Below are 15,255 nucleotides of genomic sequence, written 5' to 3'. Positions count from 1 at the left end.
TGAAATATCCGGGTTAGGTTGTTCTGATTTAAAAGCCCTGTTTGCAGGTCATTATGTGTCTGATGACATCAGTTATTAAACGATACCCAAATTTCTGTTGGCAGACCCTGAGACAGTTCGGGTTTTAGCCAATAAAATCCTGGGTTGATAGATTGTGAGTAAAAGTGTTTGTTTTTGTTGTCTCTGTTGCGAAGTTTTTCTATAAAAATCAATACTTTTTGCAATAAAAATACATGTAAGTACTGGTACTCATTGCGGGAATTGCTTATCTTGTAGTTATATTGCATTTGATCAGTATCAATTTTTTTTTAAAGCTTTGGCTGTTAGACGAAACTTGTTCGTATGCTTGATGTTGCAAGTAATCAACCATTAACAATAACGATCACAAAGTTTGTTTTAGCAGTATCGATCCCGGAGCCGATTTGTATGCATGATATCGACCCAATAGAAACCAGGGAATGGCTGGAAGCACTGGATTCCGTCCTGGAGCAGGAAGGTGAAGACCGTGCTCATTTTCTGCTGACCCGGCTTTCCCAGCATGCTCGTGCCAAAGGTACGCAGCTGCCCTACGCGATTACCACGCCGTATCGCAATACGATACCACCGGAAAAAGAAGCCCGTATGCCCGGCGACCTGTTTATGGAGCGTCGTATTCGCTCCCTGGTCCGCTGGAATGCGCTGGCTATGGTGATGCGCGCCAACAGGAAGGACAGCAGCCTGGGTGGACATATCTCTTCCTTCGCCTCCAGTGCCACTCTGTACGACATCGGGTATAACTACTTTTTCCACGGCCAGGGCAGTGACCGCGAAGGCGATCTGATTTATTACCAGGGGCACGTTGCGCCCGGTATTTACTCCCGGGCTTTTCTGGAAGGTCGTCTGGACGAGGGCCAGCTGGATAATTTCCGTCAGGAAGTGGATGGCAATGGTCTTTCCTCCTACCCTCACCCCAAGTTGATGCCTGAGTTCTGGCAGTTCCCGACCGTATCCATGGGCCTCGGCCCTCTGCAGGCGATCTATCAGGCCCACTTCATGAAGTACCTGATTAACCGTGGCATGTCCCAGGATCAAAACCGTAAGGTCTGGGCATTCCTCGGGGATGGTGAGATGGATGAGCCGGAATCTCTCGGTGCCATCTCCCTGGCCGGTCGTGAGAAGCTGGATAACCTGATTTTCGTGGTCAACTGTAACCTGCAACGTCTGGATGGTCCGGTCCGTGGTAACGGCAAGATCATTCAGGAGCTGGAAGGTATCTTCCGGGGGGCTGGCTGGAACGTTATCAAGGTCGTCTGGGGCCGTCATTGGGATCCGCTGCTGGCCCAGGACAAGCATGGCAAGCTGCAGGAAGTGATGGACAAGGCCGTTGACGGTGATTACCAGAACTGTAAGGCAAAAGGCGGAGCCTGGACCCGTGAGCACTTCTTTGGCCGTGACCCGGAAGCGCTGAAGCTGGTTGAACACCTGTCGGATGATGATATCTGGCGTCTGAACCGTGGTGGCCATGACCCCTACAAAGTCTTCGCTGCCTACCACGAGGCGGTTAACCATAACGGCCAGCCTACCGTCATTCTTGCCAAGACGGTTAAGGGCTACGGTACCGGTACCACCGGTGAAGCGGCCAACGTCAGCCACAACGTCAAGAAGCTGCCGGTTGATGACCTGAAGCACTTCCGTGACCGCTTTGACCTGCCGATCAAAGACGAAGACATTGAGACCCTGCCGTACTTCAAACCCGACGCTGACAGCCCGGAAATGAAGTACATGCGCAAGCGTCGTGAAAAGCTGGGCGGCTTTATTCCCCAACGCCGCGTAGAAACCGACGTTAAGCTGGAAATTCCGGGCCTTGAGGACTTTGCAGCGGTGACCAAAGGCAGTGGCGAACGGGAAATCTCCACCACCATGGCTTACGTCCGCATTCTGGGTGCGCTGGCCAAAGACAAGAGTCTGGGCAAGCACATTGTACCGATCATTCCGGATGAAGCCCGTACCTTTGGCATGGAAGGTATGTTCCGCCAGCTGGGTATTTACTCTGCGGAAGGCCAGAACTATGAGCCGGTAGATTCCGACCAGGTGATGTTCTACAAAGAATCCAGACAGGGGCAGATTCTCGAAGCGGGCATTAACGAAGCGGGTGCCCACGCCGCCTGGATTGCTGCGGCGACCTCCTATAGCAGCAACAACGTGCCGATGATTCCGTTCTACGCGTTCTACTCCATGTTTGGTTTCCAGCGCACTGGCGATCTGGCCTGGGCAGCGGGTGATATCCAGGCCCGTGGCTTCCTGATTGGTGCTACTGCGGGTCGTACCACGCTGAACGGTGAAGGTCTGCAACATCAGGACGGCCACAGCCATATTCTGGCATCCACCGTACCGAACTGCATCAGCTATGACCCAACCTATGGCTATGAGATGGCGGTGATTATCCAGAACGGTCTGCAACGTATGTATGGCGATGGTGACAATGTCTGGTACTACATCACCGCCATGAATGAAAACTACCGTCAGCCAGCGCTGCCGGAAGGCCCTGAAGTAATCGAAGGCATCATCAAGGGGCTTTACAACCTGGAAGAAAATTCCCGTAACCAGGGGCTTAAGGTCCAGCTGATGGGTTGTGGCACGATCCTTGAGGAAGTCCGCGCAGCTGCCGGTATTCTGCGTGATGAGTTCAACGTGGAATCGGATATCTGGAGCGCAACCAGCTTTAACGAGCTGGCCCGGGATGGTCAGAACGCCAGACGTTACAACATGCTGAACCCTGAAGCTGATAAGCAAGTCAGCTGGGTTGAACAGCAGCTGTCTGGCCGTAAAGGTCCGGTTATCGCCGCAACTGACTATATGAGCCAGTACGCCAACCAGATCCGTGAGTTTGTGCCGGCACCCTTTGTTTCGCTGGGTACCGATGGATTTGGTCGCTCTGACACCCGTGAACAGCTGCGTCGTTTCTTCGAGGTAGACCGTTACTTCATCGTGGTGGCTGCCCTGTATGCACTGGTTCAGGATGGTGAGCTGGAAGCGTCCGTGGTCAGCGAGGCCATCAGGAAGTTTGATATTGACCCGTCCAGAGCTAACCCTCTGTATTGCTAAGTCCGGAACTGAAGAGAAGGTATGAGGAATGAGTGACGAAATCATCAAAGTTCCGGATATCGGCAGTGGTGAGGCAGAAGTCATCGAAATCTGCGTCCAGCCCGGTGATACGGTCTCGGCCGAAGACTCCCTGATTGTTCTGGAGTCTGACAAGGCCACCATGGAAGTCCCGGCACCACGGGATGGTGTGGTGACAGAAGTGCTGCTGACTATGGGTGACAATGTCAGCGAAGGTGCTCCGATGATTAAGATGGCTGCAGCAGCATCTGAGGTTGTCGAGCCCATAGCGGACAGTGGGCAGCCGGCAGAAGCCCCCGTGGCGGCAGCCCCGGTGATTGAAGCGGCCGCCGGTGGCTCCCGGACTGAGTCGGTGCATGTACCCGATATCGGTGCTGAAAATGTGCCGGTCATTGAGGTGAGTGTGAAGGTTGGGGACACCGTTGCCCTGGAAGACTCATTGATTGTTCTGGAGTCCGACAAAGCGACCATGGAAGTGCCTTCCCCGGTAGCAGGGGTGGTGACTGCGATTCACGTCAAGGAAGGTGATGCCCTGAGTCAGGGTGATCTGGTGATTGACGTTGAAGTGTCTGGTGGCGCAGCAGCACCGGCTGTCAGCCAGCCAGCGCCTGCAGCCGCTGCACCTGCCACTGTGCCACCGCAGCAGGAGGCTCCATCCCGCGCACCATCAGCACCACCCCCACATGCACAAGCGCACCCTGTGGAACTTGAGCGTACCAATCGCAAATTCCATGCAGGTCCCGCGGTGCGCAAACTGGCCCGTGAGTTCGGTGTTGATCTTGCTGAAGTGACCGGCAGTGGTCCACGTCGTCGCATTGTGAAAGAAGACGTACAGAAGTACGTGAAGATGCGCCTCAGTGAAAAGGCACTTTCAGGTCAAGGTGCTTCTACTGGTTTGGGTATTCCAGCCATGCCAGAGATCGACTTCAGCAAGTGGGGGGACATCGAGAAGGTGGCCCTGAATCGCCTGCGCAAAGTGGCGGCTCAGAACTTCCAGCGTTCCTGGCTGAATGTGCCGCACGTTACCCAGTTTGATGAGTGTGACATTACTGAACTGGAAGCGTTCCGCAAGGCTCAGAAAGCCATGGCCGAGGCCCGTGGTACCAAACTGACACCACTGCCGTTTATTCTGAAAGCCGTTGCTTACGTGTTGAAAGAGCTGCCACAGTTCTGTGCTTCCCTGAGCCCGGATGGTGAAACGCTGATCTACAAGAAGTACATCAACATTGGAGTCGCGGTTGATACCCCAGACGGTTTGCTGGTGCCGGTGATCAGAAACGTCGATCAGAAGAGCCTGTGGGAACTGTCGGTTGAATGTATCGAGCTGGCCGGTAAGGCCCGTGACAAGAAGCTGAAGCCTGATGAAATGCAGGGTGGCTGCTTTACCATCTCCAGCCTGGGTTCTATCGGTGGCACGGCGTTTACTCCGATCGTCAATGCGCCGGAAGTCGCCATTCTTGGTCTGTCCAGGGCCGCCATGAAGCCCGTGTGGAACGGCAGAGACTTTCGATCCAAAGCTGATGTTACCGTTGTCACTGTCTTATGATCACAGAGCCATCAATGGTGCGGATGCAGCACGTTTCACGACAATGCTGGGTGAATTGTTGACCGATATTCGCAAGCTGCTTCTTTGAGACTTTGGTTAATAAAAATCCGGAGGTGATTAATCTCCGGATTCAACATTGTATTTCTTTGAAGTTATGAAGAAGATAAAGAATTTTGGAGTGCTTTCCAGGCATCAAACATAACATCTACGTGTACAGGATCAAAATTTTCCCAAATCTTAACATTACGACTATGTTCTTCTCCAATTGATTCTAATATTCTTTCTCGAATCTTAATGGCGTTTTTTTCATGTTTAACCTTGATTGTTAACGAGGATCTACCTGCCTCAGCGCTTTTAATGTTGAAATCCTCATTCGGTTTAAAATTATTTTTTATTAAAGTACTCACATCAAAAATTTTCAAAGGGTTAGCAGATAAAAGCTCTGAAAACTCATCTATTGTAGAGGGTGTGTGGCCAGTAGATAAATACTTTGAAGAGTTATCTATTGCAGAGGCTGGTAACTTCTCATTTTCTGCTGGTGAAGGCGTTTTCACAGGACTTTGTTCCCGGGAAACACCAGGCTGCTGCGAGGCTGGTTCTGCTTTTTCCAGTACCTTTTGAGAAGCTACAGAGGCTGTAGGGGATTCCATACTGGTTTTCAGGTCTTTTTGTAACTGCCTATTGTCTTGTGGTAACAATCTGGTGTCATAGTCTTTGGTATCTGATAATTCGATGTTATTACCAAGCAGAGGTAAAACTGTATCATATGACGGCACAACTTGAGTGGCTAATCCTTGGTATTCGGACCATTTATTATCAGCTTGGTATTCGGAGCATTTATTATCAGGTGTATTATCTTCGTCATCAGATCCATAAGAATCTTCGTCATCAGATAAGTCATCTATTTTAAAAAATGTCCGATTATAAGAGTTACAGTTTTCAGCGTCTGTGATCATGGGTGGACCATCATGGACCAAAAATTGGCCATCTTTAATGACCAGCTCAAGCAACCGATTACCTTCCCTGTCCACAATGGCAATGTAGCCAGGACAGTTAAAATCAAAGCAAATTGGGTCTGTAAATAATGACCTACCTATATCTACTGCTGCAGTGGCAATGGAACCACGGGCACCCTTTTCATTAATGGATGCCTTGATCTTCTGAACTATGTGCAGTTGATCATCCGACTGTGTACCTAACTTTGATAAATCCTGTGCTTTGGCTATGTTGTGCTTAAAGGTTGAAGATAATATGGTACCAATTAGCTGTTGGTTCTGGTCATTAAAAACAACACTATTAGGCTGTTAAGAGTCTAAAATGCTCATTTTCATGCCCTTCTTGCACTCCAGTAAGCTATTTAATTCATACGATTATCCCAATAAATCGCTTTCAACCCTTAAGCACAACATAGCCCTGTGCTTTTATGGAGGTTCCTAATACCTGATTAATTTTATCCAGTAACTCAGTATTACAACTGTTCGTTATGTCAATTTTGGGTAGTTTTAGCTCAATCTCCATTTCAACATCTTTTAGCTTGTCAATCAGATGATTAATCGTTTCAGAATTCAGGTTGTTAATTGCTGTCGCACTGCTTTTGCGTGGTTTTATCGCCACTAATTTAAGATCTTCTCCATTTGCAGATCGGAATTCTTTGGCAATGGCCGCAAAGTTTCCATCAGTAGCCACGTTAAGAACTTCAGTTTTACACATCATAAGGACGTTATTAATAAAAGTTCCATCTGCACACTGAAATTGACCCTTTTTCGTGTCATCTTCAGAAAATCTTTCATCCCAGTCAATCTGGAAATTCATCACACTGCCTAAAGCCGCTTTAACTTTGTGCCGCTGAGATTCAGTAAGATGACCAAAAACCGTGTCAATTTCTCCTTCGGTCTTATCATGAACAAAAGAATCTATGGTGTCTGCAAGGTTCTTGCCATTGTTATTATTGTCCAGCTTTTTGGTTTTATAATGTTTAGACAGTGACTGTTCATACTGCTCATTATCACAGCAATAGCTAGACCCAATAAAGTTAGTGATACGCATTGACTGATCAGACTCAGGATCGGCACATTTACCGAGTTCTGTATGAATCTTATCTTTCAGATCTTTAGTTAAGGAATCCGGGGAGATGCCAAGAGCCGATGCCACGATGGTGTCGTCTGTCATACTCAACAGAGCCATGCCCAGAGGCTGACGCAGGCTGACACGAGAGAATGCCTTACTTTTATTGCCTTTAATGTCCAGGAGTTCAAGGGATAATTTATCCAACATTGTTTTAACAATATCAGAGGCCGATAAAGTGGCCGGGGACGCTGTGTCTGGCAGATTTGTTCTCTGGAATAACTCTGGTATCTCTGGGCCAGAACGTGTGGCATCCATAGTATTCTCTCCAATGCTTGATAAAAATTATTTAGCGATCACAAACTCGCTGCCTCCATGCTTTTTGGCAAGGGATTGTCTTGTTAATCAGCTGCAAGTGACGGAAAACTGTAATGATTTACAGTATTGATCTGATAAATGGATATTCAGCATTGCCGACCTGGATATTATTAAGACATTTTATGCGGATAATAGTTCCCTGGGCGGTCACAATCTTTGGTCTATTCTCAATCAGACTGCTGTAGCCTGTGGCAGCAACACATACACAGGTGCACCCGGTAGAAGTTGAGCATACCAATCGCAAATTGCATGCAGGGTAAATTGTTGACCGATATCTGCAAGCGGATTCTGTGAGGCTTTGTTAAAAAAAACCGGAGATAATTAATCTCCGGATTGTGCATTGAAATTAAATTCAGAAGTTAAGTTCTCAAACAGTGTTTTACAAGCGATGGATGAAACCACGACTTTAACAGGCTTTTCATCCTGCCAGATTTTAACAGATTCTTCATGTTTTTCTCCAATGGATTGTAATATTTCTTGTTTAATCTTAATGGCATCGTTCAAAGAATTAACCACGATACCCAGGGCTATTTCCCTGGCGGCCATGGCACCTTTAATATCAAGCTTCCCGGTCGGGTTAAATACATGTTGTATTAAAGTACTGACATCAATAGCTTTATGAGGGGCAGCAGATAATTCCTCTAATGTAGAGGCAATAGTGGCTTCAATACTGCTTTTTCCGTCTTTTTGTAACTGCTCATTTTTGGCTGGTGAAAATTCAGATTTAGGAAAATCTTTATTGATTTTACTGGCTTGTGGATGTGTCTCGGTAGAATTCACCCTAACATTTTGAACAAGTTCGTCTTTCCTGAATGTTGACCGGTTATTGAAATACTCTTCATCATCCGAAAAAACATCATCATCCGACAGATAACTATCTTCCTGATCCTGGGGGGGGCATGATCACAGGCGAACCATCAGGCACCAAAAAGCTGTCATCCTTAATGACCATCTCAAGCAACCGATTACCTTTGCTGCCTACAATGGCTATATAGCTGGGGCAGTCAATATTAAAGGTGTTTTCGTCCCCCCTTGAAGCCGCTGTTGCAGCAGTGGCAATTGTGCTGTCAGCACCCTCTTCGTCAACGGATACTTTGATTTTCTGCACCATCCGCAGATTATAAGTGGGTGATGGGTTTAACCTGGACAAATCCGGAGCTGTTATGGATGTTCCCAGGGCATCTGTAATTTTTTCCAGTAGTTCAGTATCACCACCTTGCTTTACTTCTATAACTGGAAGATCCAGCGTAATCTCCGCTTTACTTTCATCCAATTTGCCAATCAGATGGTTAATGGTTTCAGAATCAAGTTTGTTAATCGCTGTCGCACTGGTCTTGTTCGGTGTTATCGCGACCAATTTAAGATCTTCCCCATTTTCCGATCGGAAATCTTTGGCAATCGCAGTAAACACTTTATTGCCAGCATAGTGTAAATCTTCTTTTATACGCATCTTCCTGACGCTTTTCATAGTTCCATCTGCGCACAGAAAAAGGCTCGAAGCCTTACTATTCAGGGGAAAAGCTTCCCTCCAGACACCCCGGATTTCCATCACATTACCTAATACCAATGAAATCTGGCTCCGCTCATATTCAGTAAGATCATCAAACAACTGTTGAATTTTTCCTTTGGTTTTCTCTTTAACAAAAGTATCTGCGGCGTCCGCTACGTTCTCTTTATCAATTTCCAACGTTTGGGTTTGATAACATTCAGACAGTATCCGGTCAAGATACTGATCCGTGGTAATAGAGGCTGTACCAACAAAGTTAGCGGCAGAGATGATCTTGCCAGTTTCATCATAAGGGCGGTCTTTGCTGAATTCACCAAGCTTTTGATGGATTTCCATCTCAAGCTCTTCAGTTAACGAGCCCGGGGGGATTTTCAGGAGCAATTCCTTCTTGGCGTTATCTTTCATACAGGCCAGAACCATGCCCAGAACCGGTGCCAGGCTGGCAGAAGACACTACCCTGCTTTTTTTGTCGGTAATACTCAGGATCGCAAACGATACGGTATCCATCAGTTTTTCAACAATATCAGAGGCCGATAAATCGCTCCGGGAGGATGTGTCCGGGGGAGTTAATGGCTCCAATGGCACTGATCGTGTTGGGCCTGACGATATCGGTCCCATAATATTCTCTCCATTTGATAATTATTAATGAGTGAGAAAACTCGCTGCTTCCATGCTTTTTATCTACTGATGATTGACAGTATCCGGTCACGTATTGCCATCCGCTGTGCCTCTGTTATTAATGCCGCCCGTTCCCATTGTGGCGGTATCTCTGCCCGAAGTTCCGCCAGAAGCTGTTGGGCTTCCGTTTGTTTGTGGGATATACCCTCAAGCCATTGTAACCAACGCAGATCAAGGGTCGCTTCATGCAAATCAAGAAAACGGCGATGAATGTCCAGAACTTCCGGACACCGGCTGGCAGATGGGTAGATATACATAACATCCCCCTCCCGACCATCGATGGGATCAAATGGGTCGGCAGTCGGCATACGGCCATGCCATTGTAAATAGCCCTCAGCACCGGAGCGCCAGAGGTACAGGCCAGCTGCTAACCGAGGGTTGGGCATGTTGTATAGCCAGACCGTGCTGTTTTCCTGCCAATCGTCAATATTTTCTTCGGTCACTTCGGTGCCGTGGTTGATCAGGAGTAGATCCGTTACTTCGGCAAGTTCAGCCTGATGGTCATGGTTCGAATGGCCAGCCGTTTTCAATGGCTGGGCGTTATCGTTTAGCACTCTGGCGGTGTTCTTTATTTGCGAAAAGTGATCTTTGGCTGGCTCGTCAAAAATTGACCAGTAAATGTCAGGGAGATTCTGGTCCTTTGATAACTGTTGCAGCTGTTTTAAGTCCGCTATTGCCTCTGTTTCGCCCTTCTGACTTAACAGGCGTTTCAACGGTGCGTAAGCCAGAATCTTGCCGTCGAAGCCAAAGCGCATTAATTGTTGCAGTTGCTGAATAAACGTCTGTCGTCCGGTCTCGGTGCCGGGTGTTGCCAATGCCGGGGCAACCGTGCTGAAACCGTGGGAAGCCAGCAGGGAAAGATCGCAGGAGGTGGCATTGGCACTCTGTCCTACCAGTGCCTTGAACCACTGATAGTAAGGTGGTGGTTCCAGGTAGAGGCCTACAGGGGTTTCCAGTTCTGGCAGTACGGTCGGAAGTACCCGTACTTTGTAATGCAGCAAGCGCAGTTCACCACCGCTGAACAGCTGAATCATACCAGCGTAGTCGCCAGCACGTGCTTCAGCGGGAACTTCCACCTGAACATAGAGACGTCTGGGCCTTTTGCTGGAGAGGCGAAGGCTTGCCATATCGGCACGGAGATAACTGTCATCCAGTATCAGTGACGTGGCATTGGGCGTTGGTCTTTCATAGCGCCAGTGCCCATAGCGGGTGATGACCGTTAAGGGTTCTCCATCCGGCGATTTGGGCGGGGTAACCACAACGGCGGGTGCAACATCATCCATCGGGCTGGCTATTTCAAAGGTCAGGTTCAGCAGGCTGTTTCTGGCGGCCAGATAAAAAGCGTCATCATCTTTTACCTGCTGGCTGATATCTGCCAGTGACAGTGAGTCTGGCGGGGTGTATGGCTCAGTCGCTACAGGCCATTGATTTAGCAGTCGTTCCTGTCGTTTTTTCTGGGTGGCCTGAGCAAAGGTACCTTTAATAGGTTCCAGAACCAGAGCCGCCAGGTATCTGGCGTCATAGTCACCGGTCAGATCGATAGTCAACATCCCGTTGATGACACCAATGTTTTTGCTAATAAAGTGACTTCGGCGTTCACCAACCAACGCCCACAAGTCCCCATCGATACCGCCTTCTTTTTTCCTGCCAGCCAGATAAACGTCATTGATCCACTGTTCCTGGGTAAACTTCTCATCAACGATGGTGGTGCCATTGGCGATGATTTGCCGGTTAAGAAAATGAGGCAGGTACTCCCACTCTCCCTGGTCCTGTGTCCACAGGCTGAGTTTCCATAATCCATCCGACCAGGGGATCTGCAGGCTGGTAGCCCCGGCAATACCATCCCGAATCAGTGCATCACCGGAAGTACGAACCCGTTCGGTGATTTTGCCTTTCAGGTATGAGCTGTTTTTGCTAATGGATTCAAAGCCGGGGAAAGCCGCGCTGTCGCCTGAGCCAAAATCCAGCGCCAGGGTGTTGTCGGGCAGACTGGCGGCGGAGCTGATATGGATTTTTTCCAGCTCGATGCCCGCCCACATATCGGCACTGAACACAAACAGTTTGGTGTATGGCTGTGTAAAGGGTTGTCCGCCGGATGTTTTCAGCCCTGAGAGGGGCATTACCACGGCAAACGGACCGGGTGAGAGTGTGAACTCCTGGTTGACCCTGGATCGGTAATCTGCGGAGCTTTCATTATCAATCCGCACAATCAGGATTTGTTGGTTGTCTGAGCCATTATTACCGCTGATGATCAGCTCAGACCCATTCTTAAAGTCGGACTGCTGGAAGGTGTGGATAAAGGGGGGGGGGATTCCGCTTCACTCAGCAGTAGTTTTTCATCACTAGCCGAAGAGAAAGGACTGCTGAGGCTTAAAATACAGGCAGCTGATGCAAACCATTGTCTGGTTGTTTTGCCAGTTAACCTTGCTTTCGGCCATATAAACTTTCGAAGCATGTACTCAATGGCCTGTTCCATGATCCTTTCAGCTGCCTCACAGTTGTTTGGGGGTAGCCTTAATATCGACGGAAAGAAGACAGTTTAAAGAATCTGAAATGGAGGGTGAGACACTGACGCTGATGCAGAAGCGCCAGTGGTCAGATTGGCAGAGTCAGGCCAGGGCACCCAGAAAATTCTTCAGGGTAATAATAATGATCACCAGAACCATCAGGGAAAAATCCAGCCCGCCAAGGGGTGGGATCACTTTGCGTATACGGCTGGTGAGTGGCTCGGTAATCTGGAACAGCAGCATCAGTCCCGGGTTATAGCTGTTCGGCGCTACCCAGCTGGCAATGGCGATAATGATCAGACTGAACATATAAATATTCAGAAACTCGATGCCCAGTTTAATCAGGCTGCTGATCAGGACACTGGGGAAAGGAATGGTTGCCGGAGAGAAACCGCCTATCAACAGCAGTACGTAGAGCAGTGCGATCTGAAGTATCAGCGCCAGAACCAGAGAGGCCATGTCCACACCGCCATAACCGGGAATTATCTTGCGGATGGGGTTGAGCAGTGGCGATGTGGCTTTCACGATAGCTTGAGAAATCGGGTTATAAAAGTCGGCTCGAACCAGCTGAAGCAGGAAGCGAATCAACACAGCCATGATATACAAACCGCCCAGGGTCTGGATCAGGAAGCTGAGACTCGAAGAAAGTGCAGACATAGAGTGTATTGGTTACCCTTTGGTCAAAATAATTTAATAATCTTTGCGCATATTACCGCTTTCCATCGCCCTTCAACAGAATCAGTCTTGCAGTGTGTCTGCCAGTTCTATCGACCGGTTGACGGCAGCATTCATCGCCTGTGCCACCAGCTCAGGCAACCCCCTGTTCCTGAAACGTCTTTATGGCCTGTTCCGTGGTTCCGTTGGGAGAGGTAATGCGACGACGAAGCTCGGCGACATCAACATCACTTTCCGTTGCCATCCTGGCAGCCCCCAGGGCCGTTTGCAGGGTCAGCTGTCTTGAGGTTTCTGCATCAAGGCCAAGGCGAACACCGACCTGTTCCATAATTTCCATCAGCAGGAAATAGTAGGCCGGGCCACTGCCGGAAACGGCAATGACCGCATCAATTAACGACTCATGGTCGACCCACCTGGCAATACCAATGGCATTAAAAATATCATCGGTCAGCGCTTTTTGGGCAGTACTGACGTTTGTGTTAGCAAACAAACCGCTGGCACCGCATTGCAGCGCAGAAGGTGTGTTTGGCATGCTGCGCACGATCGAAAGGTGCTCGCCGCCCCAGTTCTGCAGACTTTCCATGGTAATGCCGGCAGCGACGGAGATAACCAGGGCATCCGGTTTTATGGATGGGCTTAAATCGGTCAGAACCGCTTTCATCACCTGTGGCTTCACACAAAGCATAATGATGTCCGCCTGGCTGACGGCCTGGTGGTTATCCACGGTGGTGGCAATATTAAATTTTTCGCGGATATCGGACAATGTTTCTGCCGTTCTGGCGGAAGCAATCAACTGGTAGGTTGGCCAGCCATTATTGATCAGGCCACCGATAATACTGCTGGCCATATTGCCAGCACCGATAAAAGCAATGGTTGATTCATTCATGCGTTGCTGTCCCTTTCAGGCGCTTGATGGGCAGAGGTTCTGGAGCCAAACAGTGCAGTACCAATACGAACCATGGTTGAACCTTCCTGAATTGCTGCCTCAAGATCATCCGTCATGCCCATGGACAGGGTATCCATCGTCAGTGAGAACTCGGTATTCAGGAAATGTAACGCATTGGTCAGTGCCCGGAAAGGCTCGCGCTGTCGGTCAGGGTCGGTTTCCGGGGCGGGAATAGCCATCAGGCCACGCAGCTTCAGGTGGGGTAAACGGGCAATGGAGGGTGCCAGCGCTGGCAGCTCATTCAGGCTGATCCCGGCTTTTGACGCTTCGTCGCTGATGTTCACTTGCAGACAGATATTTAACGGGGGGAGCTCCCGGGGACGTTGATCATTCAGCCTTTGCGCGATTTTCAGCCGGTCAACACTGTGAACCCAGTCAAAGTGACTACTGATATCCCGGGTTTTGTTGGACTGGATGGGACCGATGAAATGCCAGTGGATATCCGCAAGGTCACTGAGCTCATCCATTTTGCCCAGGGCTTCCTGAAGGTAGTTTTCGCCAAAATGCTTTTGACCCAGATGCCATGCTTCACGCACCATAGAGGCAGGTTTGGTTTTGCTGACTGCCAGCAGTTGCACTTGCTCGTTGCGATTGCAGGCTTGCTCAGCTTGATGAATTCGGTCATAAACCCGTTGAAATCGGTTTTGTAATAAGGTCATCAGGTTGTACATTACCGGGTAAATAATAAATTGGCAGGAAAGTTGTCCGGGAAGAGCGCTATTCCCTGACAATCTCATAGTTTACCTGCTTCCTGGTGTAAGGGGGATAATAAATGGATATTACTGAGCTATTGGCGTTCAGCTATAAACAGGGGGCTTCGGATCTGCATCTGTCGGCAGGACTTCCGCCAATTATTCGAATCGACGGTGATGTACGCCGTATCAATCTGCCGCCCATGGAGCAGCAAGAAGTTCATGGTTTGATCTATGACATCATGAACGACAAACAGCGTAAAGATCTGGAAGAGCACCTGGAAGCGGACTTCTCGTTTGAAGTACCGGGCGTTGCCCGTTTCCGCGTCAATGCTTTCAATCAAAACCGGGGAGCGGGGGCGGTGTTCCGGGCTATCCCCAGTAAAGTACTGACCATGGATGATCTGGGCATGGGACAGGTATTTAAAACCATTGCGGATAAACCCCGGGGGTTAGTGCTGGTGACTGGCCCTACCGGCTCTGGCAAGAGCACCACGCTGGCGGCCATGATGGATTACATTAATGACACCAAATATCAGCATATCCTGACCATCGAAGACCCCATTGAATTTATCCACACCCCGAAAAAGTGTCTGGTTAACCAGCGGGAAGTGCATCGGGATACCCATAGCTTCAGCAATGCCCTGCGCTCTGCGTTGCGTGAAGATCCCGATATTATTCTGGTCGGTGAGATGCGTGACCTGGAAACCATCCGACTGGCGATGACCGCTGCGGAAACCGGTCATTTGGTGTTCGGTACGTTGCACACCACCTCGGCGGCAAAAACCATTGACCGTATCGTCGATGTATTTCCGGCGGAAGAGAAGTCCATGGTGCGTTCAATGCTCTCGGAATCACTCCAGGCTGTGATCTCGCAAACACTTTTGAAGAAAAACGGTGGAGGCCGGGTAGCTGCCCATGAGATTATGCTTGGCACGGCAGGTATTCGAAACCTGATTCGCGAAGATAAGGTTGCCCAGATGTACTCGGCCATTCAGACCGGCGGTGGGCTTGGCATGCAAACACTGGATCAGTGCCTGACGAACCTGATGAAAAAGGGACTGATCTCTCGTGATGTGGCCCGTGAAAAGGCCAAGGACCGTGACGCATTCTAATTTCAGATCACCGTTTACCGGGAGTGAACGCCAGGCTGTCTTTTA

12 protein-coding genes are annotated in these 15,255 nt (G+C 49.2%); 4 read left to right on the top strand and 8 right to left on the bottom strand.

Features of this window, described 5'->3' with window-relative positions; translation table 11 throughout:
• Nucleotides 1–426 precede the first annotated feature (426 nt).
• The 3 genes from aceE to O3276_RS12240 are packed head-to-tail and all read left to right on the top strand — an operon-like array spanning nt 427 to nt 4,736.
• Nucleotides 427–3,084: a pyruvate dehydrogenase (acetyl-transferring), homodimeric type gene (aceE, locus tag O3276_RS12250; RefSeq protein WP_269675874.1), complete on the top strand. Its 2,658-nt coding sequence runs from the start codon at nt 427–429 to the stop codon at nt 3,082–3,084.
• 28 nt (nt 3,085–3,112) lie between these two features.
• Entirely contained in the window at nt 3,113–4,648 is a 1,536-nt protein-coding gene (locus tag O3276_RS12245) for a dihydrolipoyllysine-residue acetyltransferase (RefSeq protein WP_269675873.1), read from the top strand.
• Entirely contained in the window at nt 4,623–4,736 is a 114-nt protein-coding gene (locus O3276_RS12240) for a 2-oxo acid dehydrogenase subunit E2 (RefSeq protein ID WP_269675872.1), read from the top strand. Before O3276_RS12245 ends, O3276_RS12240 begins: the two co-directional genes overlap by 26 nt.
• Nucleotides 4,737–4,800: 64 nt before the next feature.
• On the opposite strand, the gene O3276_RS12235 is transcribed toward O3276_RS12240, so the two are convergent.
• The 8 genes from O3276_RS12235 to O3276_RS12200 form a co-directional block, all read right to left on the bottom strand.
• Complete coding sequence (locus O3276_RS12235; protein ID WP_269675871.1) at nt 4,801–5,658, bottom strand: hypothetical protein; 858 nt, start codon at nt 5,656–5,658, stop codon at nt 4,801–4,803.
• A gap of 379 nt (nt 5,659–6,037) precedes the next feature.
• The gene (locus tag O3276_RS12230; RefSeq protein ID WP_269675870.1) at nt 6,038–7,030 is read right to left on the bottom strand and encodes a serpin family protein; all 993 of its coding nucleotides are present in this window, start codon (nt 7,028–7,030) and stop codon (nt 6,038–6,040) included.
• 381 nt (nt 7,031–7,411) lie between these two features.
• Nucleotides 7,412–7,870, bottom strand: a complete 459-nt coding sequence (locus O3276_RS12225) for a dynein light chain family protein (RefSeq protein WP_269675869.1) — start codon at nt 7,868–7,870, stop codon at nt 7,412–7,414.
• Between the two features lie 94 nt (nt 7,871–7,964).
• Nucleotides 7,965–9,215: a serpin family protein gene (locus O3276_RS12220; protein ID WP_269675868.1), complete on the bottom strand. Its 1,251-nt coding sequence runs from the start codon at nt 9,213–9,215 to the stop codon at nt 7,965–7,967.
• A gap of 59 nt (nt 9,216–9,274) precedes the next feature.
• Nucleotides 9,275–11,482 carry a glycoside hydrolase domain-containing protein gene (locus tag O3276_RS12215; RefSeq protein ID WP_269675867.1) on the bottom strand — a complete coding sequence of 736 codons (2,208 nt, stop codon included), beginning with the start codon at nt 11,480–11,482 and terminating at the stop codon, nt 9,275–9,277.
• Nucleotides 11,483–11,884: 402 nt separating this feature from the next.
• Nucleotides 11,885–12,439, bottom strand: a complete 555-nt coding sequence (locus O3276_RS12210; RefSeq protein ID WP_269675866.1) for a YggT family protein — start codon at nt 12,437–12,439, stop codon at nt 11,885–11,887.
• 151 nt (nt 12,440–12,590) lie between these two features.
• Nucleotides 12,591–13,343, bottom strand: a complete 753-nt coding sequence (gene proC / locus O3276_RS12205; protein ID WP_269675865.1) for a pyrroline-5-carboxylate reductase — start codon at nt 13,341–13,343, stop codon at nt 12,591–12,593.
• Nucleotides 13,340–14,074 carry a YggS family pyridoxal phosphate-dependent enzyme gene (locus O3276_RS12200; protein ID WP_269675976.1) on the bottom strand — a complete coding sequence of 245 codons (735 nt, stop codon included), beginning with the start codon at nt 14,072–14,074 and terminating at the stop codon, nt 13,340–13,342. Before O3276_RS12200 ends, proC begins: the two co-directional genes overlap by 4 nt.
• Nucleotides 14,075–14,175: 101 nt before the next feature.
• Between O3276_RS12200 and O3276_RS12195 the strand changes: the two genes are divergently transcribed.
• On the top strand, nt 14,176–15,210 hold the full coding sequence (locus O3276_RS12195; protein WP_163370308.1) for a type IV pilus twitching motility protein PilT: 1,035 nt from the start codon (nt 14,176–14,178) through the stop codon (nt 15,208–15,210).
• Nucleotides 15,211–15,255 lie beyond the last annotated feature (45 nt).

Source organism: Endozoicomonas sp. GU-1 (genome assembly GCF_027366395.1).
Taxonomy (GTDB): domain Bacteria; phylum Pseudomonadota; class Gammaproteobacteria; order Pseudomonadales; family Endozoicomonadaceae; genus Endozoicomonas.
Note: the sequence above shows the minus strand (reverse complement) of the source record. Positions and strands in the feature narration are given on the sequence as shown.